Annotated in this window: 18 protein-coding genes; 13 read left to right on the top strand and 5 right to left on the bottom strand. The window is 72.7% G+C overall.

The features are described 5' to 3' along the window. Nucleotides 1-220: 220 nt before the first annotated feature. The 10 genes from ftsW to ACQP10_RS12325 all read left to right on the top strand — a co-directional run bounded on the left by ftsW (nt 221) and on the right by ACQP10_RS12325 (nt 11,347). The gene (gene ftsW / locus ACQP10_RS12280) at nt 221-1,453 is read left to right on the top strand and encodes a putative lipid II flippase FtsW (RefSeq protein WP_312872989.1); all 1,233 of its coding nucleotides are present in this window, start codon (nt 221-223) and stop codon (nt 1,451-1,453) included. Beyond that, nucleotides 1,450-2,535, top strand: coding sequence for an undecaprenyldiphospho-muramoylpentapeptide beta-N-acetylglucosaminyltransferase (gene murG / locus ACQP10_RS12285; protein ID WP_433541385.1), 1,086 nt, complete (start codon nt 1,450-1,452; stop codon nt 2,533-2,535). The genes ftsW and murG overlap by 4 nt, the downstream gene beginning before the upstream one ends. 135 nt (nt 2,536-2,670) lie before the next feature. Further along, on the top strand, nt 2,671-4,077 hold the full coding sequence (gene murC, locus ACQP10_RS12290) for a UDP-N-acetylmuramate--L-alanine ligase (protein WP_346020315.1): 1,407 nt from the start codon (nt 2,671-2,673) through the stop codon (nt 4,075-4,077). 295 nt (nt 4,078-4,372) lie between these two features. After that, nucleotides 4,373-5,041, top strand: a complete 669-nt coding sequence (locus tag ACQP10_RS12295; RefSeq protein ID WP_433541386.1) for a cell division protein FtsQ/DivIB — start codon at nt 4,373-4,375, stop codon at nt 5,039-5,041. 222 nt (nt 5,042-5,263) lie between these two features. Continuing rightward, entirely contained in the window at nt 5,264-6,685 is a 1,422-nt protein-coding gene (gene ftsZ / locus ACQP10_RS12300; protein ID WP_389998126.1) for a cell division protein FtsZ, read from the top strand. 91 nt (nt 6,686-6,776) lie between these two features. After that, nucleotides 6,777-7,481: a YggS family pyridoxal phosphate-dependent enzyme gene (locus tag ACQP10_RS12305; RefSeq protein ID WP_386151049.1), complete on the top strand. Its 705-nt coding sequence runs from the start codon at nt 6,777-6,779 to the stop codon at nt 7,479-7,481. Between the two features lie 120 nt (nt 7,482-7,601). Further along, entirely contained in the window at nt 7,602-8,105 is a 504-nt protein-coding gene (locus tag ACQP10_RS12310) for a cell division protein SepF (protein WP_179818405.1), read from the top strand. A gap of 82 nt (nt 8,106-8,187) precedes the next feature. Then, a complete protein-coding gene (locus tag ACQP10_RS12315) occupies nt 8,188-8,475 on the top strand; it encodes a YggT family protein (protein WP_179818404.1) in 288 nt (95 codons plus the stop codon). 49 nt (nt 8,476-8,524) lie between these two features. Further along, on the top strand, nt 8,525-9,382 hold the full coding sequence (locus ACQP10_RS12320; RefSeq protein ID WP_346020312.1) for a DivIVA domain-containing protein: 858 nt from the start codon (nt 8,525-8,527) through the stop codon (nt 9,380-9,382). A 42-nt stretch (nt 9,383-9,424) separates the two neighbouring features. Further along, nucleotides 9,425-11,347, top strand: a complete 1,923-nt coding sequence (locus tag ACQP10_RS12325) for a hypothetical protein (RefSeq protein ID WP_389998132.1) — start codon at nt 9,425-9,427, stop codon at nt 11,345-11,347. A 113-nt stretch (nt 11,348-11,460) separates the two neighbouring features. On the opposite strand, the gene ileS is transcribed toward ACQP10_RS12325, so the two are convergent. Next, a complete protein-coding gene (gene ileS / locus ACQP10_RS12330) occupies nt 11,461-14,625 on the bottom strand; it encodes an isoleucine--tRNA ligase (protein WP_399499579.1) in 3,165 nt (1,054 codons plus the stop codon). A gap of 484 nt (nt 14,626-15,109) precedes the next feature. On the opposite strand from ileS, the gene ACQP10_RS12335 reads away from it, so the two are divergent. Genes ACQP10_RS12335 through ACQP10_RS12345 form a run of 3 tightly spaced genes read left to right on the top strand, consistent with a single transcriptional unit; the run spans nt 15,110 to nt 17,006 of the window. Beyond that, on the top strand, nt 15,110-15,514 hold the full coding sequence (locus ACQP10_RS12335) for a TraR/DksA family transcriptional regulator (protein ID WP_229810913.1): 405 nt from the start codon (nt 15,110-15,112) through the stop codon (nt 15,512-15,514). A 23-nt stretch (nt 15,515-15,537) separates the two neighbouring features. After that, nucleotides 15,538-16,077: a signal peptidase II gene (lspA, locus tag ACQP10_RS12340; protein ID WP_433541387.1), complete on the top strand. Its 540-nt coding sequence runs from the start codon at nt 15,538-15,540 to the stop codon at nt 16,075-16,077. After that, nucleotides 16,077-17,006 (top strand): RluA family pseudouridine synthase, encoded by a 930-nt coding sequence (locus ACQP10_RS12345; protein ID WP_179818399.1) that lies wholly within the window; start codon nt 16,077-16,079, stop codon nt 17,004-17,006. The genes lspA and ACQP10_RS12345 overlap by 1 nt, the downstream gene beginning before the upstream one ends. A 168-nt stretch (nt 17,007-17,174) precedes the next feature. Here ACQP10_RS12345 and ACQP10_RS12350 read toward each other — a convergent pair whose 3' ends face one another. From ACQP10_RS12350 to ACQP10_RS12365, 4 genes are all read right to left on the bottom strand, one after another. Further along, nucleotides 17,175-17,798, bottom strand: a complete 624-nt coding sequence (locus ACQP10_RS12350; protein ID WP_433541388.1) for a hypothetical protein — start codon at nt 17,796-17,798, stop codon at nt 17,175-17,177. Next, nucleotides 17,747-18,814: a serine/threonine-protein kinase gene (locus tag ACQP10_RS12355; RefSeq protein ID WP_433541389.1), complete on the bottom strand. Its 1,068-nt coding sequence runs from the start codon at nt 18,812-18,814 to the stop codon at nt 17,747-17,749. Before ACQP10_RS12355 ends, ACQP10_RS12350 begins: the two co-directional genes overlap by 52 nt. A gap of 61 nt (nt 18,815-18,875) precedes the next feature. Beyond that, the gene (locus ACQP10_RS12360) at nt 18,876-19,196 is read right to left on the bottom strand and encodes an AzlD domain-containing protein (protein WP_179818397.1); all 321 of its coding nucleotides are present in this window, start codon (nt 19,194-19,196) and stop codon (nt 18,876-18,878) included. Then, complete coding sequence (locus ACQP10_RS12365; protein WP_346020307.1) at nt 19,193-19,873, bottom strand: AzlC family ABC transporter permease; 681 nt, start codon at nt 19,871-19,873, stop codon at nt 19,193-19,195. Before ACQP10_RS12365 ends, ACQP10_RS12360 begins: the two co-directional genes overlap by 4 nt. Between the last annotated feature and the right edge of the window lie 188 nt (nt 19,874-20,061).

The raw sequence follows: 20,061 nt of genomic DNA on the forward strand, positions 1-20,061 counted from the left end.
CGGTCGCCGTCGAACCGGTCGCCGACGACGACCCGGGTACGGTGGCCGACCGGCTCTCCTGCCGTTCGGACCATGATCCTGGCTTACTCATAGGATCATTCGCGGACATTCCGGTCAATATGGATATTTGATCTCTTTAGCCTTGCGTGGGGTGCGGTGAATGATCTTCAGATCCGATCGAACGGCGGACTCTGACACTCCCCGGGAGCAGCTTGCGCGGGTGAGGGAGCTGTTGGGGCGCCCTCTCTTCTCGTACTACCTGCTCGCAGGCGTCAGCGCGCTGCTGATGGCTCTGGGGCTGATGATGGTCCTGTCGGCGTCGAGCATCGAGGCGCTCCAAACCAGGGGATCGGCGTTCGCCCTGTTCGGGCGGCAGCTCATCGCGATGCTCCTGGGGCTGCTGCTGATGTGGATCTGTTCGAGGCTCCCCGTCCGGTACTTCCGGCTCGCGGGCTATCCGCTGATGGTCCTGGCGGTGCTGGGGCTGGTCCTGGTCCTGTTCATCGGCCAGTCGGAGCTCGGAGCACAGCGGTGGATCTACATCGGCGAGCTGACCATCCAGCCGTCGGAGCCGGCCAAGCTCGCGTTCGCGCTGTGGGGGGCCGACCTGCTGGCGCGCCGGGCGCGCTCCGGGACGATGGAGTGGCGCCACCTGTTCATCCCGCTCATACCCGGCGCGGTCATCCTGGCCCTGCTGGTCATGCTGGGCAGCGACCTCGGCACCACGCTCGTGCTGATGATGATCTTCCTGGCCCTGCTGTGGGTGGTCGGGGCACCGCTGCGGCTGTTCGGCGGCATCCTGGCCGTCGCGGCGCTGGCGGCCGTCGTGATGATCAGCACCGAGGGGTACCGCCTGGGCCGGGTCGAGGCGTGGCTGGACCCGTGGAAGTACGCGCAGAGCACCGGCTACCAGGCCGTCCAGGGACAGATCGCCATGGGCAGCGGCGGCTGGTTCGGGCTGGGGCTGGGCTCCAGCCGGCAGAAGTGGAGCTGGATCCCGCACGCCGAGAGCGACTTCATCTTCTCCATCATCGGTGAGGAGCTCGGCCTGATGGGCACCCTGGTGGTGGTGGCCCTCTTCGGGCTGCTGGGCTACGCCGGGCTGCGGGTGGCCGTCCGGGTGAAGGACGCCTTCGTCCGGCTCGCCGCCGCCGCCATCGTGGCCTGGATCGTCGGGCAGGCGATCGTCAACATCGGCGCGGTGATCGGCGTGGTGCCCATCACCGGCATCCCGCTGCCGCTGGTCTCCTACGGCGGGTCGGCCCTGCTGCCCACGCTCGCCGCCCTCGGGATGCTGCTGAGCTTCGCCAAACAGGAGCCCGGCGCGCGCGAGGCCCTGGCCGCGCGTGGCCCGGGACCGGCGGCGCGGGGCCTAAGCTGGCTTGGCCTGGGTGGTCCGGCCCGCACACGGCGGCCGGCCAACGGAAGACGATACGTGAAGGGACCGACATGAGGGTGGTCCTCGCCGGCGGCGGGACGGCTGGTCACATCGAACCGGCGCTGGCCCTGGCCGACGCGCTGCGCCAACTCGATCCCGGCATCGGGATCACCTGCCTCGGCACCGAACGCGGCCTGGAGACGCGGCTGGTGCCGGCCCGGGGATACGAGCTGGAGCTCGTGCCCGCCGTACCGCTGCCCCGGTCGCTCACCCCGCAGCTGCTGACCGTGCCCGGCCGCCTGGCGGGCGCGATCGGCGCCGCGGCGGGCATCATGGAGCGGGTCGGGGCCGACGTCCTCGTCGGGTTCGGCGGCTACGTCGCGACCCCCGCCTACCTCGGGGCGCGCCGCCGCGGCGTGCCGATCGTGGTGCACGAGGCCAACCCGCGGCCCGGCCTGGCCAACCGGCTGGGCGCGCGGCTGACCGACCACGTGTTCATCGGCCAGCAGGACACGCCGCTGTCCGGCGCCGAGTACATCGGGATCCCGCTCCGCCGTGAGATCACCTCGCTGGACCGGCTGTCCATGGGCGACAAGGCGCGCTCCTGGTTCGGTCTGGAGGCCGATCTGCCGACGCTGCTGGTCACCGGCGGCTCCCAGGGGGCGCGCTCGATCAACCGGGCGGCCCTGGCCGCCGCCCCGGTGCTGCGCCGCGCGGGGATCCAGGTGCTGCACATCATCGGCCCGAACAACACGCTGGAGGAGGAGCCGCCGCCCGGCGACCCCCAGTACGTCGTGCTGCAGTACGTCGACCGGATGGACCTCGCCTACGCCGCCGCCGACTTCGCGCTGTGCCGCGGCGGCGCCATCACCTGTGCCGAGCTGACCGCGGTGGGCCTGCCCGCGGTGTACGTCCCGCTCCCGCACGGCAACGGCGAGCAGCGGCTCAACGCCGAGCCGATCGTGCGGGCGGGGGGCGGCCTTCTGGTCGACGACGCCGAGCTGACCGCGGAGTGGATCATCCACACCGTGCTGCCCGTGCTGTCCGACCCGGAGCGGGTGGTCTCCATGTCGGAGGCCGCCTCCCGGATGGGCCGCAAGGACGCCGACATGGCGCTGGCCCGGCGGGTGCTGCGGATCGCGCGGGGCGTGGAGTGACGGGGAGCGGACCCGGCTCGGCCCGCGGAGTGAGCGAGGAGTGGTGAGCGACCTTGAGCGGGCGGCGGCGAGTGACTTTTGGGCGGGGAACGGTGAACGACCGATGAATGGGAGTCGGGGAGTGGTGAGCGGCCGATGAGCCTGGTCAAGTTGGTGGATCCGGTCGCGGCCGAAGACCTGGGGCGGGTCCACTTCATCGGGATCGGCGGTGCCGGCATGTCCGGCATCGCCCGCATTCTGCTCAAGCGCGGCGTGCGGGTGTCCGGCAGTGACTCCCGCGGTTCCGAGCTGGTCAACGAGCTTCGGGGGCTGGGGGCGAGGGTCCACATCGGCCACGCCGCCTCGCACGTCCAGAACGTCGACACGGTCGTGGTCTCCACTGCGATCCGCGACTCCAACCCGGAGCTGGGCGAGGCGCTGCGCCAGGGCCTGCGGGTGATCCCGCGGGCCGCCGCGCTGGCCTCGGTCATGGCGGGCCGGACCGGCGTCGCCCTGGCGGGCACCCACGGCAAGACCACCACCACGTCGATGCTGACGGTGGCGCTGCAGAAGTGCGGCGCCGACCCGTCCTACTGCGTCGGCGGGCAGCTGGTGACCACCGGGCTGGGCGCCGACGAGGGCGCCGGGGAGGTCTTCGTCGCCGAGGCCGACGAGAGCGACGGCTCCTTCCTGATGCTGGCCCCGGACATCGCCGTGGTGACCAACGTGGAGCCCGACCACCTGGACAACTACGGCGACCCCCGCGCGGTCTACGACAGCTTCGCCCGCTTCGTCGAGCGGGTCGGCCGGACCATGGTGCTCTGCGCCGACGACCCGGGCTCCGCGGCCCTGGCGCCGGTGGCCCGCGCCCGCGGCCTGAAGGTCGTCACGTACGGCGAGACCGAGGACGCCGACCTGCGGGTGGGCGACATCACCCCGGACGGCCTGGGCGTAACCTTCACGGCCGGCGGCCTGGGCCGGGTCAGGCTGGCCGTACCGGGCCGGCACAACGCCCTCAACGCCGCCTCGGTCATCGCCGTCGCGGCCGAGCTGGGCATCTCCTTCGGCGACATCCGCGACGGCCTGGCCGCCTTCACCGGGGCCAAGCGCCGGTTCGAGGCCAAGGGCGAGGCCGGCGGGGTCGCGGTCTTCGACAGCTACGCCCACCATCCGACCGAGCTGGCGGCCGACCTGCGCGCGGCACGGGACGTGGTGGCGTCCTTCTCCGGCTCCGGCAGGGTGATCGCGGTCTTCCAGCCGCACCTGTACTCCCGGACGCGGTTCTTCGCCGACGAGTTCGGCGCCGCCCTCGGCCTGGCCGACGAGGTGGTCGTCCTGGACGTCTACGGTGCGCGGGAGGACCCCGAGCCGGGCGTCTCCGGGGCCCTGGTCGCGGGCAAGGTGCCGCTCCCGGAGGACCGGGTGAGCTACGCGCCGCAGCGGGAGAGCGTCCCCGCCCTGGTGGCGGAGCGGGCCAGGGCCGGCGACATCGTGCTCACCATGGGGGCGGGCGACGTGACCGAGCTGGGTCCGCGGATCGTGGCGGAGCTGGCCACGCGGTGACCCGGGCAGGGGGGAGAGCGGTGAGCGACCTTTGAGCCGGGAGCGAGCCGGATGCGGGAGCGGAGTGGTCCGTGAGGGACGATCGGCCCGCGGAGCGAGCGGGGAACGGTGAGCGACCTTTGAGCCGGGAGCGAGCCGGATGCGGGAGCGGAGTGGTCCGTGAGGGACGATCGGCCCGCGGAGCGAGCGGGGAACGGTGAGCGACCTTTGAGCCGGGAGCGAGCCGGATGCGGGAGCGGAGTGGTCCGTGAGGGACGATCGGCCCGCGGAGCGAGCGGGGAACGGTGAGCGACCTTTGAGCGGAGTCTGGCGCACGGCCTTCCTCGGACTGCTCACCGCGGGCGTGGTGGGCAGCGTCGTGTGGCTGGTGTTCTTCTCACCGGTCCTCGGCGTGCGGGAGATCCGGGTGACGGGCAACGCGGTCCTGCCGGTCGAGGAGATCCGGCGGGCCACGGGCGTGGCCGCCGGCCGGCCGCTCGCCACCGTGGACGTGGCCGAGGTCAAGGCGAAGGTGGGCGCGATCCGCCGGGTCGAGTCGGTCTCCGTCAGCCGCGACTGGCCGGGCACGCTGGCGGTCAGGGTCGTGGAGCGCAGGCCGGCGGCGGTGGTGCCGCAGGGGGACCGCGCCGCGCTGGTGGACCGCCACGGTGTGGTGATCGAGGTCCGGGACGTCGCGCCGCCGGGCCTTCCGACGCTGCGGGTGGACCGCCCGGGGGCGGGCGATCCGGCGACCGTCGCGGCGCTGGCCGTGGTCGGGGCGCTGCCGGAGAGCCTGGCCGGGCGGGTCGCGGAGGTGGCCGCGCCCTCGCCCGAGACCGTCTCGCTGCGGCTGAAGGACGGCCGCACGGTGGTGTGGGGCGGGCGCGACCGTTCCGCGGACAAGGCGCGGATCCTCGCCACGCTCCTGAGGAGCCGGGCGGACACCTATGACGTGAGCTCACCCGAGGTCGTGACGGTGAAGTGACGTCCTCGCCGTGGGCGCCGGGAAAAGGACAGCGCGCGACACGCCGGGCGCGCTTGGGGCCCGGTTAGTTGACCCGCCCGGAGCGTAACTCCTACTGTCCGTATCACTCCTCAGGTTGACATAAATCTAAATCTCAACTTGAGGGTGAGAGTTTTGAAAGCGACGGCACGGGACCCCGTGCCGCGGGAAATTGCAAGTCAACGAGCGGAAAGGCCCCTCGTCGTGGCAGCACCGCAGAACTACCTCGCGGTCATCAAGGTTGTAGGAATCGGCGGAGGCGGAGTCAACGCCGTCAACCGGATGATCGAGGAGGGACTCAAGGGCGTCGAGTTCATCGCCATCAATACCGACGCTCAGGCGCTGCTGATGAGTGACGCCGACGTCAAGCTCGACGTGGGGCGAGAGCTCACCCGCGGCCTCGGCGCGGGCGCCAACCCCGAGGTCGGGCGCAAGGCGGCCGAGGACCACCGCGAGGAGATCGAAGAGGTCCTCAAGGGCGCCGACATGGTCTTCGTCACCGCCGGTGAGGGCGGTGGCACCGGCACCGGCGGCGCCCCCGTGGTGGCCAACATCGCGCGGTCCCTGGGCGCCCTGACCATCGGTGTGGTCACCCGGCCGTTCAGCTTCGAGGGTCGGCGCCGGGCGATGCAGGCCGAGGCGGGCATCGAGACCCTGCGCGAGGAGGTCGACACCCTCATCGTGATCCCGAACGACCGGCTGCTGTCGATCTCCGACCGGCAGGTGAGCGTGCTGGACGCCTTCAAGGCGGCCGACCAGGTGCTGCTCTCCGGTGTCCAGGGCATCACCGACCTGATCACCACGCCCGGTCTGATCAACCTGGACTTCGCCGACGTGAAGTCGGTGATGTCCGGCGCGGGCTCGGCGCTCATGGGCATCGGCCACGCGCGCGGCGACGACCGGTCGGTCGCGGCGGCGGAGATGGCCGTCTCCAGTCCGCTGCTGGAGGCCAGCATCGACGGCGCGCACGGCGTGCTGCTGTCGATCGCGGGCGGCTCCGACCTCGGCCTGTTCGAGATCAATGAGGCCGCCCAGCTCGTCTCCAACGCGGCGGCACCGGACGCCAACATCATCTTCGGTACGGTCATCGACGACGCCCTCGGCGACGAGGTCCGCGTCACCGTGATCGCGGCCGGCTTCGACGAGCCCGTCGCGGAGGAGAAGAAGGCCGTGCCTCAGGCGGCCCGGCCGCAGCAGCAGCCGCCCGCTCGTCCGGCCACGGCTCCCGCGGCGGCTCCGCCGGCCCGTCCGGCGGCGCCCACGGTGAAGGCCGAGCCGCGGCCGGAGTTCCGGGCCGAGCCCAGGGTCGAGCAGCCGCCCGCGCCGGTCCGCCCGGTGACCCCGCCGCAGCCCGCCCCGGCGGTCGAGCACCCGCCCGTGCCGGCCCCGGCGGCCCAGCAGATCCACCCGGTCCAGCCCGCCGCGCCCGCCCACGCGCCGGTCGAGCAGCCCGAGCCGCCGCGCGCCGAGGAGCCGGCGGCCCCGCCGGTGTCGATCCCGCGCCCGGCGCCCGAACCGCCCGCTCCCACGCCCATCTCCGCGCGGATCCCGGACACCGCCCGGCGGCGTCCGGTGGTCTTCGAGGAGCAGGAGGAGGAGCTCGACGTCCCCGACTTCCTGAAGTGACTTTGCTCACGGCCGGGGGGCCCGCGGGATGCCCGGCCGTGACAGGGAAGAATGGGTTCCGCCGGTTTGTCGGGGTTCGAGCGGCGGAGAAGTGACGGATACAACGCGACGTGAAGAGATCGCGGCCGGTCTGGCCAGGGTCGAGGCGGACATCGCCGAGGCATGCCGGGCCGCCGGCCGCAGGCGCGAGGAGCTGACGCTCGTCGCGGTGAGCAAGACCTACCCGGCCTCCGACGTGCGGCTGCTGGCCGAGCTGGGGGTGGCCGACGTGGGGGAGAACCGAGACCAGGAGGCTTCGGCCAAGGCGCACGAGTGCGCCGACCTGGGGCTGACCTGGCACTTCATCGGCCAGTTGCAGACCAACAAGGTCCGCTCGGTGGTCTCCTACGCCGATGTCGTCCACTCGGTGGACCGGCTCCGGCTGGTGTCCGCGCTGGGCCGGGAGGCGGTCCGGGCGGGCCGGGAGGTCACCTGCCTGGTGCAGGTCGCCCTGGACGGCGATCCCGGACGCGGTGGCGCGCGGCCGGAGGAGGTCCCGGCGCTCGCCGACGCGGTCGCCGGGACCGGCGGGCTGAGGCTGGGCGGGGTGATGGCGGTCGCGCCGCTGGGCGGGGACCCGTCCCGGGCCTTCGCCCGGCTGAGGGAGATCTCGGAGGCCGTACGGAAGACCCACCCGGGGGCGGACGTCATATCGGCGGGGATGAGCGGCGATATGACGGAGGCCATCGCCAACGGCGCGACACACCTGCGTGTCGGTACGGCGTTGCTCGGTCGCCGGAAGCCCTTGGTCAGGTAATGTCCCTTCAAGTGGACCTTGGCGTCCGCGTACCCGGATAGAGGTCGATCGGTGGTGAGCTCCAAGGGGGTGCGGCTACCGCCCCAGGCAAAGCGAAGTAAGGCGGAGGAAGAAGCAGCGATGGCCGGCGCGATGCGCAAGATGGCGGTCTACCTCGGTCTTGTGGAGGACGACCGCTACGACAGATACGACAGCTATTCCGACGAGGAGTACGAGGAGTTCGACGACTCGCGGCGGACGGGGGAGGAGCGTCCCGGCGCGGTCCAGGACCGCGAGGACGAGGCCGATCCCGGGGTGCCCGCCCCGAGGCCCGCGACGGCTGTCATCGAGCGTCGTACGACCGATCTGGCGCGCATCACCACGCTTCATCCGCGCACCTACAACGAGGCCCGGACAATCGGGGAGCATTTCCGCGACGGCACCCCGGTCATCATGAATCTGACCGAGATGGTTGACAGCGACGCCAAGAGGCTTGTGGATTTCGCGGCAGGTCTGGTCTTTGGCCTACATGGCAGCATTGAACGTGTTACCAACAAGGTGTTCCTGTTGTCCCCAGCCAATGTCGAGGTGACCGCCGAGGACAAGGCCCGAATCGCGGAACGCGGGTTCTTCAACCAGAGCTAGAGTTCCACCATGAACAGTGACCGGCCGGACAGGTCCAGACAAGACCGGAAGCGGCGGAGCGGATCAGAGACGAGGGCGGACCTTGGGGATCGTTAGCGAGATCTTGGTCATCATCCTCTCTCTCTATCTGGTTCTGCTGATCGGCAGAATGATCTTTGAGACGGTGCAGGCGTTCGCGCACCAGTGGCGGCCCACCGGGGCCGTGCTCGTCTTGGCGGAGGCCGTGTACACGGTCACCGACCCACCTCTCAAGTTCCTCCGCCGTTTCATTCCACCACTCCGGTTGGGTACGGTGGCCTTTGACCTAAGCTTCACAGTGCTGTTCATTGTGGTCTTGGTCTTGATCCGACTCGTGTCCGCGCTTCGTTGATCGGGTACCGTCCCTCCGGACAGACTCCAAGCGCGCCAAGGAGACCGAAATGCCGCTGACGCCCGCTGATGTGCGGAACAAGCAGTTCAGTACGACCCGGCTGAGGCCGGGGTATGACGAGGAAGAGGTTGACGCCTTCCTCGACGAGGTCGAGTCCGAGCTGGACCGCCTCATCCAGGAGAACGAGGAGCTCCGCGCCAAGCTGGCGGAGTGCCTGCGGGGCAAGGTGCCCGGCAACGTCAACATGGCCATGGCTCCCGCCCCCGTCGCCGAGCCCAAGCCCGAGATGATGATGCAGCAGCCGGAGCCGATGCGCGCTCCGGAGCCCGTCCAGCACCAGCAGCCCGTCCCCGTCGCCATGGGCATGCCGCAGGCCGAGGACAACATGGACACCGCGGCACGGGTGCTCGCGCTGGCCCAGCAGACGGCCGACCAGGCGATCGCCGACGCCCGCCGGGAGGCGGACGAGACGGTGACCCGGGCCCGCCGCGAGGCCGACGAGATCCTCGGCAAGGCCCGCCGCCAGGCCGAGCAGGTCATCGGCGACGCCCGCGCACGGGCCGAGACGCTGGAGCGCGACGCGCAGGAGCGGCACCGGCAGGCCATGGGCTCGCTGGTGCAGAACCGCGACGAGCTGGAGCGCAAGGTCGAGGAGCTGCGCAGCTTCGAGCGGGAGTACCGCAGCCGCCTGAAGCTCTACCTGGAGAACCAGCTCGCCGAGCTGAACGTCGCGGGCGAGGGCAGCGGCGCGTTCCCGATCGTGGGCGGTCCCCCGGCCATGTCCCACGCCGTGACGCCGGGCGCCCCGCAGCCGATGCAGGGTGCCGCGGGTCCGTTCGGCGGCGAGCCGGCGCAGCACTCGGGTGCCTTCCAGGGCGTTGACGGTCCCCACAACGACCGGCGCTAGGGTGTCGGGTCATCCCCCTGACCCGTATCCGGGAGTTCCCCTGTGATCCTCATCAGCGCCGGTCTGGTCCTCACGGCCATCGTCCTGCTCATCGTGGGATTCGTGCTGGCCAAACCTTTTCTGGTCATGTGGTCGATCGCGATCAGCGTGCTGTCCGCGGTCTTCCTGGTGATCGGGGCGTTGTTACGCCGCCACGAACTGTTCCCCGGCGGGCGCGCCGGAGCGACCCCTCCGCTCCAGCCCAGGGAGCCGGCGCCCACCGGCCCCGTGACCGCGCCGCACATGCCACCGGGCCGACCGGCCACGCCGGTCCCCCACCCGATGGCGCGGCAGACGGCGACCGCCCCGGCTCGGCCTCGGCCGGGCCGGGTCGCCGCCTCCCCCGCCGCGAGGCGGGGCCTGCCGGACGCCGGAGCGATCGTCCTGGTGGTCCCGGGACGCAGGCGCTACCACGTCGCGGGATGCCGGCAGCTCACCGGCCGGAATCACGAGGAGCTCACCCAGGAGGAGGCGCGGGAGGAGGGCTTCACGCCCTGCACCACGTGCCTTCCCGATCAGTCCGCGGCCCCGGTGCCCCCGGCGACCTCGATGACCCCGGCGGCCTCCGCCGCCGTGGCCTCGCCCGCCGAGCCGGCACCCCCGGCTCCGGCGACCCGGCCCGCCGCCCAGGCGTCCGCCGCACCGGACGCGCAGGACGGCCCGCCTTCCGGCGCCTCGGGGACGGCCGCGCCGCCGTCTCCCGCCCGGCCCCCGCGGCCCGCGCCGGAGACCTCCGACGACCCCGATGCCACGAGCTGGTTCAGCCGTGGCGCGGCCGGTCCGGCGGCCGAGCGGACGGCCTCCGGGCCCGCTCCGGCCGGTGCCGCGCCCGCCGAGGCCGCCGAGCCGAGGCCAGGCAGGCCCGAGCCCACCGAGCCCGAGGCCGCCGAGTCCGTGCCCGCGAAGCCAGAGGCCGGCAGGTCCGAGGACGCGCCCGCTGAGGCCGGGTCCACCGCGACCGGGTCCGCGAAGGCCGGGTCCGGAAAGACCGCGATCGAGCAGCCGGAGCAGAGCGGACCCGAGGACGCCGAGCCCGAGACCGGCGAGTTCCCGGCCGTCGACCTCCGGGCGGAGGCCGGTGAGCAGGCAGCCGACGAGGAGACCGAGCCCGCCCCGAACGACGAGGCCCCGCACGACGAGGCCCCGGCCGGCGAGGTAGCCGAACCGGTCTCGCACGACGAGACCCCGGCCGGCCAGGTGGCCGGACCGGTTCCGGACGACTCCGCGGAGCGCGGCGGGTCCGTCCCCGGTGACCGCGAAACCGCCGGGACGCCTTCCGCCGAGAGCCGGAAGGCCACGAGCCGGCCCGCCCCCGCACGGGCGGCCGGCGACTCCGAGCCGGTGGAGCCGGCCGAGACCGCTCCCGGGCGCGCCGGGTCGCGGTCGACGGCCGACTCCACCTCGGCGGAACCCGGCGCCTCCGACGAGACCGGCGCCTCCGACGAGATCGACGCCTCGGACAAGGCCGACGCCTCGAAAAAGGTCGGCGCGTCCGAGACCGATGGTTCCGGCGAGACCGGCGCCTCCAAGGCCCCTGAATCCGAGGCCCCTGAGTCCGAGGCCCCCGAGGCTTCCGGCTCCGGCGAGAGCGACTCCCCGGGACCCTCGGGCCCCTCCGGAAAGTCCCCGGACCCCTCCGGTCCCGCGGACGGCGGCGACCCCGTCGCGACCGCCGACGTCTCCGGCGAAGGGGACACCGATGACGACACCGCCGATGACGACACCGCGCCCCGGGGGTTCCCCGCCGTCCGGGACGAGCCGTCCGCCGGGACGGTCAAGGTGATCGTCGGCACCCGCCGCTTCCACGACCCGTCCTGCCCCCTGGTCGGGGGAGGAGACGACGACGGCGTGGAGACGATGACCGTGGTCGAGGCCGAGGAGGCCGGGCTGAGCGGCTGCACGGTCTGCCGCCCGGGCATGGGCTGAGCCCGAACGACGCCGAAGGGCCGCCGGGAGATCCTCCCGGCGGCCCTTCGGTTTTCTCTCCCGCGTCTCCCCCGGTGGTCCTCCCGCCACTACGGGAGGACCACCGGAAGGGCTCAGGCCGTACGGCGGAGCTGGAACGCGAGCCCGAGGTCGTCGTCGCGGTGCACGGCGGGCCCGTCGGCGCTTCCCTCGGTGAAGGAGACGGCCAGCACCTCGTCGGCCACGACCGAGCCCTGGGCCCGCAGGGTCTCGGCCAGGTCGGCGCCGTCGGCCGACCACCACACGTCGATCCGGTCGGAGATGGACAGACCCGTCGACTTGCGGGCGTCCTGGAGCAGGCGGACGACCTCGCGGACCAGGCCGGCGCGGCGCAGCTCGTCGGTGATCGCCAGGTCGAGGGCGACCGTCTCACCGGTCCCGGTGCCGATGGCGCCCGTCTCGACCGCCCAGCCGGCCTTCGGCTGCTCGGTGACGATGACCTCGTCGGCGGTCAGCTCCACCGGGCCCAGCTCGGCGGCCTCGACCGTGACGGCCGAGCCCGCGCGGAGCGCGTGGGCGAGCCCGGTCGCGTCGGCGGAGGTGACGGCCGCGGCCACCAGCTTGGTCTGCGAGCCGAACCGCTTGCCCAGCGCCCGGAAGTTGGGCTTGACCGTGAAGGAGACCAGGTCGGACCCGATGCCGGACAGGTCCTCCAGCGTCTGCACGTTGAGCTCGTCGGCGATCAGCTCGCGCAGCTCGGGCGACAGGGCCGCCCAGCCGCGGGCGCCCACCAGCGCCCGGCCGAGCGGCTGACGGGTCCTGACCCCGCTGGAGGCGCGGGCCGAGCGGCCCAGCTCCACCAGGCGGCGCACCAGCGCCATCTGCTCCGACAGCTCCGGGTTCAGCAGCGCCGGGTCCGCGACGGGCCAGGAGGCCAGGTGGACCGAGGCAGGGGCGTCGTCACCGCGCAGGACGTCCCAGACGTAGTCGGTGAGGAACGGCGCCACCGGCGCCATCAGCCGGGTCACGGTCTCCAGGCATTCGTAGAGCGTGGCGAACGCGGAGACGTCGCCGGACCAGAACCGGCGGCGGGAACGCCGCACGTACCAGTTGGACAGGTCGTCGAGGAACTCCGTCAGCCGCCGCCCGGCCCGGGCGGTGTCGAAGTCGTCCAGCGACGCCGTCACCTCGGCGACCGTACGGTGCAGCTCGGCCAGCGCCCAGCGGTCGATCAGCGGCCGGTCGGCGGGAGAGGGGGCCTCGGCGAGCGCCGCCGGCGTCCAGGACTCGGCGTCGGCGTACAGGGTGAAGAACGCCGCGGTGTTCCAGTAGGTCAGCAGGACCTTGCGGACGATCTCCTCCAGGGCCGCGTGGCCGACCCGGCGGGCGGCCCACGGGGAGCCGGCGCAGGCCATGTACCAGCGCAGCGCGTCGGCGCCGTGCCGGTCCATCAGCGGGATCGGCTGCAGCACGTTGCCGAGGTGCTTGCTCATCTTGCGGCCGTCCTCGGCGAGGATCAGACCGAGGCAGAGCACGTTCTCGTAGGAGGACCGGCCGAAGACCAGCGTGCCGACCGCCATCAGCGAGTAGAACCAGCCGCGGGTCTGGTCGGTGGCCTCGCAGATGAACTGCGCCGGGTAGGCCTTCTCCAGCATCTCGGCGTTGCGCAGCGGGGCGCCCCACTGGGCGAACGGCATCGACCCGGAGTCGTACCAGGCGTCGATCACGTCCGGCACCCTGCGCGCCTCGGCCCCGCAGTCGGGACAGGGCAGGGTGACGTCGTCGACGTAGGGGCGGTGCGGGTCGAGCGCGGACACGTCGCGGCCCGCCAGCCGGCCCAGCTCCTCCAGCGAGCCCACGCACGTGACGTGCGAGTCGTCGGCGGAGCAGACCCACAGCGGCAGCGGCGTGCCCCAGTAACGCGACCGCGACAGCGACCAGTCGACGTTGTTGCGCAGCCACTCGCCGAAGCGGCCCCACTTGATCGTCTCGGGGTACCAGCTGGTCTTCTCGTTCTCGGCGAGGAGCTGGTCCTTGATCGCGGTGGTCCGGATGTACCAGGCGGGCAGCGCGTAGTACAGCAGCGCGGTGTGGCAGCGCCAGCAGTGCGGGTAGCTGTGCTCGAAGTGGCCGCCGCGGTACAGCAGGCCGCGCGCGGCCAGGTCGGCGGTCAGGTCGTCGTCGGCGTCCTTGAAGAACCGGCCGCCGACCAGGGGGACGGTGTCGAGGAAGCGGCCGTCCGGGCCGACCGGGTTGACCACCGGCAGGCCGTACCGCTTGCAGGTCGTCATGTCGTCGGCGCCGAACGCCGGGGCCTGGTGGACCAGGCCGGTGCCGTCCTCGGTCGTGACGTAGTCGCCGAGCACCACGTAGTGGGCGCCGGGGATGTCGACCAGCTCGAACGGGCGGGAGTAGGAGGTGTGCTCCAGGTCGGCGCCCAGGAAGGAGGCCAGCACCTCGGCCCCCTCGCCCAGGACGGCGGCCAGCAGCGGCTCGGCCACCACCAGCACCTCGTCGGACCCGGCGGGGCGCGCCGCGACGTAGGTGACGTCGGGGTGCACGGCCACCGCGGTGTTGGACACCAGCGTCCACGGCGTGGTGGTCCAGATCAGCAGCGAGGCGCCGAGGTCGGCCAGCGGGCCGGAGGTGGCGGGCATGCGGACGTAGACCGACGGGCTGGAGACGGTCTCGTAGCCGCCCGGCTGGCCCAGCTCGTGGTCGGACAGGCCGGTGCCGCAGCGCGGGCAGTAGGGGGTGATGCGGAAGTCGCGGAACAGCAGGCCCTTGTCGAAGACGACCTTCAGCGACCACCAGACCGACTCGACGTAGTCGGGGTCCATCGTGCGGTAGGCCTGGGACAGGTCGATCCAGTAGCCCATCCGCTCGGTCATCTCTTCGAAGGCGTCCACGTGCCGCAGCACCGACTCGCGGCACCGGGCGTTGAACTCGGCCACGCCGTACGACTCGATGTCCTTCTTGCCGGACAGGCCGAGCTCCTTCTCCACCGCCACCTCGACGGGCAGGCCGTGGCAGTCCCAGCCGGCCTTGCGCGGCACGCTGTAGCCCTGCATCGACTTGTAGCGGGGGAAGAGGTCCTTGAAGACGCGGGCCTCGACGTGGTGGACGCCGGGCATGCCGTTCGCGGTGGGCGGGCCCTCGTAGAAGACCCACGTGGGGCCGCCCGCGTTCTGCTCGACCGAACGCTCGAAGATCTTGCCGTCACGCCAGCGGCCGAGCACCTCGTGTTCGAGCGCGGGCAGGTCGACCTGCGCGGGAAGGGGACGGAAGCGGGCTGACATGACGGGCGGGACCTCCACGCTGGTGCTGGCAGTGGCGTGGAGGGACGAGACCTCGCGGCCCCGCGGTACCACCCTCCTTGACCCCTCACCGCCGGGAACGGCGGAGGGAGGCCCTCTTCCTTCGGTTCGCTGCCGGTTCTACTGAGCCCGTCGCGGGCCGTTCCTCCGGCGGCTCGGGGGTGATTTCCGTCCGGGTTCTCGCCCCGGGCTCACACCGTCCCCGGGTCGCTCGCGCGAGGGAGGCCCGGACGTACTCGTCCCCGTCAACGCCTTGCGAACTCCCACGATAACGCACCCGCCCGCCGGAAGCTTCCCGAATATCGCCGGTGCGCGCGGGGGGAGAGTACGGGGCCGGATGGTACGGGAGTGGTAAACATGTGGGCGGGTCGTTTGCCGTTCCGTTATCGCGGACCTAAGCTGCCCGCACCGTTTACCGCATCGGGTTACGGTCCGATCGAACGAGGAGGCCGGCATGGCCGCGACTGTGCGCGCAGACGAGAGCGCCGCGGGGCCGTCGCAGGACGGTTCCGCCACCTGGTCGGCCGAGGAACTGGCGGAGGTCCGCGAGCGACTGGCCGGGGAGATCGAAGAGCTCACCAAGGAGATCGTCAAGGCGGAGAGCGAGATCGCCGCCCGTGATGTGACGGACGGGGCGGGAGACGACCAGGCGGACGCCGGGGCGCGGACGTATGAACGAGAACGTGAGATCGCCCTTACCCTGAATTCACGCGACCTGGTCGCGCAGAATGAGCGGGCGATCGCCCGGATCGACGCGGGTACCTACGGAGTGTGCGAATCGTGCCACAAGCAGATCGGCAAGGAACGTCTGCTGGCGTTCCCGAGGGCGACGCTGTGCGTGGCCTGCAAGCAGCGGGAGGAGCGCCGCTGACCGGCGGCCCGGCGGAGGGGGCGGTGACGGCCGCCCCGCCGGGCAGGCGGAGGATCGCCGTCCTCGCCACGATCGTCCCGATCATCTACGGCCTGGACCTGCTCACCAAGACGGTCGTGCTGAGGACCCTGGAGGGCCGCGACCCCCTCATCCTCATCCCCGGCCTCCTCCAGTTCCGGGTGATCTTCAACTCGGGGGCCGCGTTCAGCATCGGCACCGGCATGACGATCGTCTTCACGTTCGTCGCCGCCGCCGTGGTGATCGCCATCCTGCGGACCGCGCGGCATCTGCGCAGCCTGCCGTGGGCCGTCACGCTCGCGCTGATGCTCGGCGGGGCGCTCGGCAACCTGACCGACCGGCTCCTGCGCTGGCCCTCGGGCTTCGGCCGGCCCTCGCCGTTCCAGGGGCACGTGGTCGACTTCATCGAGACCTTCCCCGGCCACTTCCCGGTCTTCAACATCGCCGACTCGGCGATCGTCTGCGGCGGGATCCTGGCCGTCTTCCTCGCCTGGAGGGGCTACCAGATCGACGGCACCCGCGACACCGGAAGAGCAGAGAAGTGATGGCTGAACAGCGGAGTCTCCCCGTTCCCGACGGCCTGGAGGGCGAGCGTCTCGACGCGGCGCTGTCCCGGCTGTTCGGGTTGTCCCGCACCCGCGCGGCCGAGCTGGTCGCCGCCGGGGACGTGCTGGTGGACGGCTCGCCCGCGGCCAAGTCCGACCGGGTCCACGCGGGCGCGTGGCTGGACGTCACGCTGCCGCCCCCGCCCACCACGCCGATGCCGGTCGCCGAGCCGGTCCCCGGCATGACGATCGTCTACGAGGACGACGACATCGTCGTCGTCAACAAGCCGATCGGCGTGGCCGCCCACCCCACCGTCGGCTGGACCGGGCCCACCGTGATCGGCGGCCTGCTCGGCACCGGCCACCGGGTGGCGACCAGCGGAGCCGCCGAGCGGCAGGGCATCGTGCACCGCCTCGACGCCAACACCACCGGCGCCATGGTCGTGGCCAAGAGCGAGATCGCCTACTCCCGCCTGAAGCGGGCCTTCAAGGAGCGGACCGTCGACAAGCGCTACCACGCGCTGGTCCAGGGCCACCCCGACCCGCTGCGCGGCACGGTGGACGCGCCCATCGACCGCCACCCGGTCGGCGACGGCCGGTTCGCGGTCGTGGCGGGCGGCAAGGACTCGGTCACCCACTACGACACGATCGAGGCGTTCCGCGCCGCGTCGCTGCTGGACATCAAGCTGGAGACGGGCCGCACCCACCAGATCCGGGTCCACATGTCGGCGCTGCGCCACCCCTGCGTCGGCGACATGCTGTACGGCGCCGACCCCAAGCTGGCCGCGCGGCTGGGCATGACCCGGCAGTGGCTGCACGCGGTCTCGCTGGCCTTCGAGCACCCGGTGACGGGGGAGTGGATGACGTTCACCACCGACTACCCCGAGGACCTGGCGCGCGCGCTGGAGCTCGTCGGCGCGGACTTCTGACGGTCTTCCGGGGCCGCGCCGGAAGACCGGTCCGCGGGCTCGTCATGACCGGTCCGCGACCGGTCTCCGGGGCCTGCCCGGCGGACCCTCGTCGTGGTGACGATCCGCCGGACGGGTCCCGGAGACCGGCCGGGCCGTCCGCCCCCGGGGCGGTCTCCCGGTCCCGGGTCACCCGGCCTCCCTACCGCCCGCCAGGACCGTGACCTTTTCCGTGCCGGCCTCCGGCGCCTTTCCCCCCGTGGCGTTCGGCCCGCTGTACGGATCGACCGAGTCCCCGCCCTGGTTCTCCCCCTGATTTCGCGTGCCCTCCTCCGTCGGCTCCCTGTCGGACTCCCGGCTGTTGCCCTCGCCGGAGTCCTCCGGTGCTTTTCCCTGGTCCTTCGGCTTCTCCGGCTTCTCACCAGAGTCCTTCTCTGGCTTCTCGCCGGAGTTCTTCTCCGGCTTCTTCCCCGCTTCCTTCTCCGCCCCCTTCCCGGGGTCCTTCGACGGCCTGTCGTCCGGCTTCGGGGCCGGGGCGTCCTCGGCCCCGCCCGCGCCGTCCCGCCGGGCGTCGCCGCCCTGCCGGGGCCCGGTCGGAGGCGACGTGGTGGAGTGCCCGGTCCCGCCGCCGTCGCGGGTGCCGGTCGGCTCCTTCGTGGCGGGGGCCTCGGACGGCTTGGCCTTCTCCGGGGCCTTCTTCTTGACGGGGACGCTCGCCGGGACGGTCTGCCGTATGGTCGCGGATCCGGGGTCGGTGACGTTCACCCAGGCGAAGGCGCCGGAGGCCAGGGTCGCGGCGAGCGCCGCGGCCACCAGGGCGCCGCCCGGCAGCCGCCGCCGCTGCGGGCGGCCCGGGGTGTACCCGGGGGCTCGCCGGGGGACTCCGGCGGCGGCGTGGCCTCCGCCCTCGCCGCCGCGGCCGCCACCGCGCCGGGCAGGGCGCCGGACGCGGCCCGGGGCCGCGGGACCGCGCCCGACGGGAGCGCGACGGGCGCGGTGGGCTGCGGCTCGGCCCCGCTCACGATCGCCTGCAGGTGGATCTGGAGCTCCTCGGCGGTCATCCGCCGCGCCGGGTCCTTGCCGAGCAGCCCGAAGATCGCCGGCGCCAGCGGCCCGGCGGACCGCAGCGGCGGCGGGTCCTGGTGCATGACGGCGCTGAGCGTCGCCAGCGGATGCGCCCGCTCGAAGGGGGAGCGGCCCTCGACGGCCATGTACATGGTCACGCCGAGCGACCACAGGTCGGAGGCGAACTCCGCCGGTCCCCCGCCGGCCCGCTCGGGCGCGATGAACGCCGGGGTGCCGATGAGCGCCCCGGTCCGGGTGACCGACGAGTCGCCCTCCAGCATCGCGATGCCGAAGTCCGTCAGCACGGCCCGGCCGTTCCTCGCGATCAGGACGTTGTCGGGTTTGACGTCGCGGTGCAGCACGCCCACCCGGTGGGCGGCGACCAGCGCCCCGAGCACGTCGAGCGCGATCTCCGCCACCCGCCTGGGCGGCAGCGGACCGTCCTCGCGGACCACGGCCCCCAGCGTCCTGGAGTCCACGAGCTGCATGACGATCCAGGGGCGGTCGCTCTCCTCGATGACGTCGTAGACCGTCGCGACGCCCGGGTGGCCGATGCGCCCGGCGGCGCGGGCCTCCCTCAGCGTCCGTAAGGTGAAGATCTCACGCTCCAGGCTGGAGAGGTCGGGGGAGGGGATGACCTCCTTGACCGCGACGTCCCGGCCGAGCACCTCGTCACGTGCCCGCCAGACCGTACCCATGCCTCCCCGGCCGATCTGCTCCAGCAGTCGGTATCGGGAGCCGATGATCACCTGAGAATCGGTCATGGGGTGCCGAATACCCAGGATTTACTATCACATTCCCGAAACTCCGGAGTCGGATCCGCTGTCAGGCGAGCAGGTGGCGCAGCACGGCCGTGACGACCGCGGCGGTGGCCAGCACGACCAGGAAGGGCGCGCGCAGCAGCAGGGCGACGACGGCCGCGCCGAGCCCGGCGGTGCGCGGCAGGTCGAAGTGGAGCGACCGGCCCTGGGCGAAGGTCTGCACCGCGACCAGCGCGGCCAGCAGCGCGACCGGCACCAGCGCCGCGAACCGCTGCACCCGGGGGTGGTCGAGCACCCGGCGCGGGGCCGACAGCCCGGCGAGCTTGAGCACGTAGCACCCGGCGCAGGTCGCCACGACGGCCCACCAGACGCCCGTGCCGCTCACGCGGGCCTCCTCAGCACCACGGCGAGCACGGCCGCCGCGGCGATCAGCACGGGCACGCCCGGCGGGGTGAACGGCGTGGTGGCCAGTGCCGCCGCCGCGCCGCCGCCCGCGATCAGCCGCAGCGTGCGGACGTCGGGCCCGCCCCCGGTGAGCCGGGGCCACAGGATGGCGAGGAAGGTCGCGGGGCCCACGGCGTCCAGGCCGAGCACGTCCGGGTCGGCCAGGCGGGAGACCCCGGCCGCGCCGAGCAGCGTGGTGGCGTTCCACGTCAGGTAGAGGGTGGCGAACGTGACGAAGAACCCGGTCCTGGCCGCCCTCGCGTCGGGCTGGGCCAGGGACACGGCCGTCGTCTCGTCGATCACGCCGTGCGCGACCGGCAGCCGCCGCCAGCCCCGTACACCCAGGATGTCCGCCATGCGCAGGCCGTACAGGCCGTTGCGGGCGCCGAGCAGCAGCGCGCCCGCGGTGCCGGCGACGAGGCTGCCGCCACCCGCGACCACCCCGACCAGGGCGAACTGTGAGGCCCCGGTGAAGGCGAACACGCTCAGCGCGCACGCCTGCGCGACGGTCAGTCCGGCGGTCGCCGCGGCCGCGCCGAACGCCAGCCCGGCCAGTCCCACGGCGATCCCCACTCCGAGGCCGTCACGGACCGCCGAGGACCGGGTGGTTTCATCCATGTCATCGAGGTTATGTGCCGTCATAAATGGTCATTTCAGTATTCCAGGTGGTGAGACCGGGTACCGCCGCGTCCGGGGGACGGCATCCGGAGCCGCGGCGTCCGAAGCCGTGGCGTTCGGGCCACGCCGTCCCCGTTCCGGGCACCGGCCGCCGGCTCGATCGGTGAGCCGGCGGCGTCCGGGCGCGC

Source organism: Streptosporangium sandarakinum (assembly GCF_050942225.1).
Lineage (GTDB): Bacteria > Actinomycetota > Actinomycetes > Streptosporangiales > Streptosporangiaceae > Streptosporangium > Streptosporangium nondiastaticum.

What these genes read in the sequence shown, in the direction of transcription:
- murG (WP_433541385.1), top strand. Translation starts at nt 1,450, where the DNA reads ATGAGGGTGGTCCTCGCCGGCGGCGGGACGGCTGGTCACATCGAACCG.
- murC (WP_346020315.1), top strand. Translation starts at nt 2,671, where the DNA reads ATGAGCCTGGTCAAGTTGGTGGATCCGGTCGCGGCCGAAGACCTGGGG.
- ACQP10_RS12310 (WP_179818405.1), top strand. Translation starts at nt 7,602, where the DNA reads ATGGCCGGCGCGATGCGCAAGATGGCGGTCTACCTCGGTCTTGTGGAG.
- ACQP10_RS12320 (WP_346020312.1), top strand. Translation starts at nt 8,525, where the DNA reads ATGCCGCTGACGCCCGCTGATGTGCGGAACAAGCAGTTCAGTACGACC.
- ileS (WP_399499579.1), bottom strand. Translation starts at nt 14,625, where the DNA reads ATGTCAGCCCGCTTCCGTCCCCTTCCCGCGCAGGTCGACCTGCCCGCG.
- ACQP10_RS12345 (WP_179818399.1), top strand. Translation starts at nt 16,077, where the DNA reads ATGGCTGAACAGCGGAGTCTCCCCGTTCCCGACGGCCTGGAGGGCGAG.
- ACQP10_RS12355 (WP_433541389.1), bottom strand. Translation starts at nt 18,814, where the DNA reads ATGACCGATTCTCAGGTGATCATCGGCTCCCGATACCGACTGCTGGAG.
- ACQP10_RS12365 (WP_346020307.1), bottom strand. Translation starts at nt 19,873, where the DNA reads ATGGATGAAACCACCCGGTCCTCGGCGGTCCGTGACGGCCTCGGAGTG.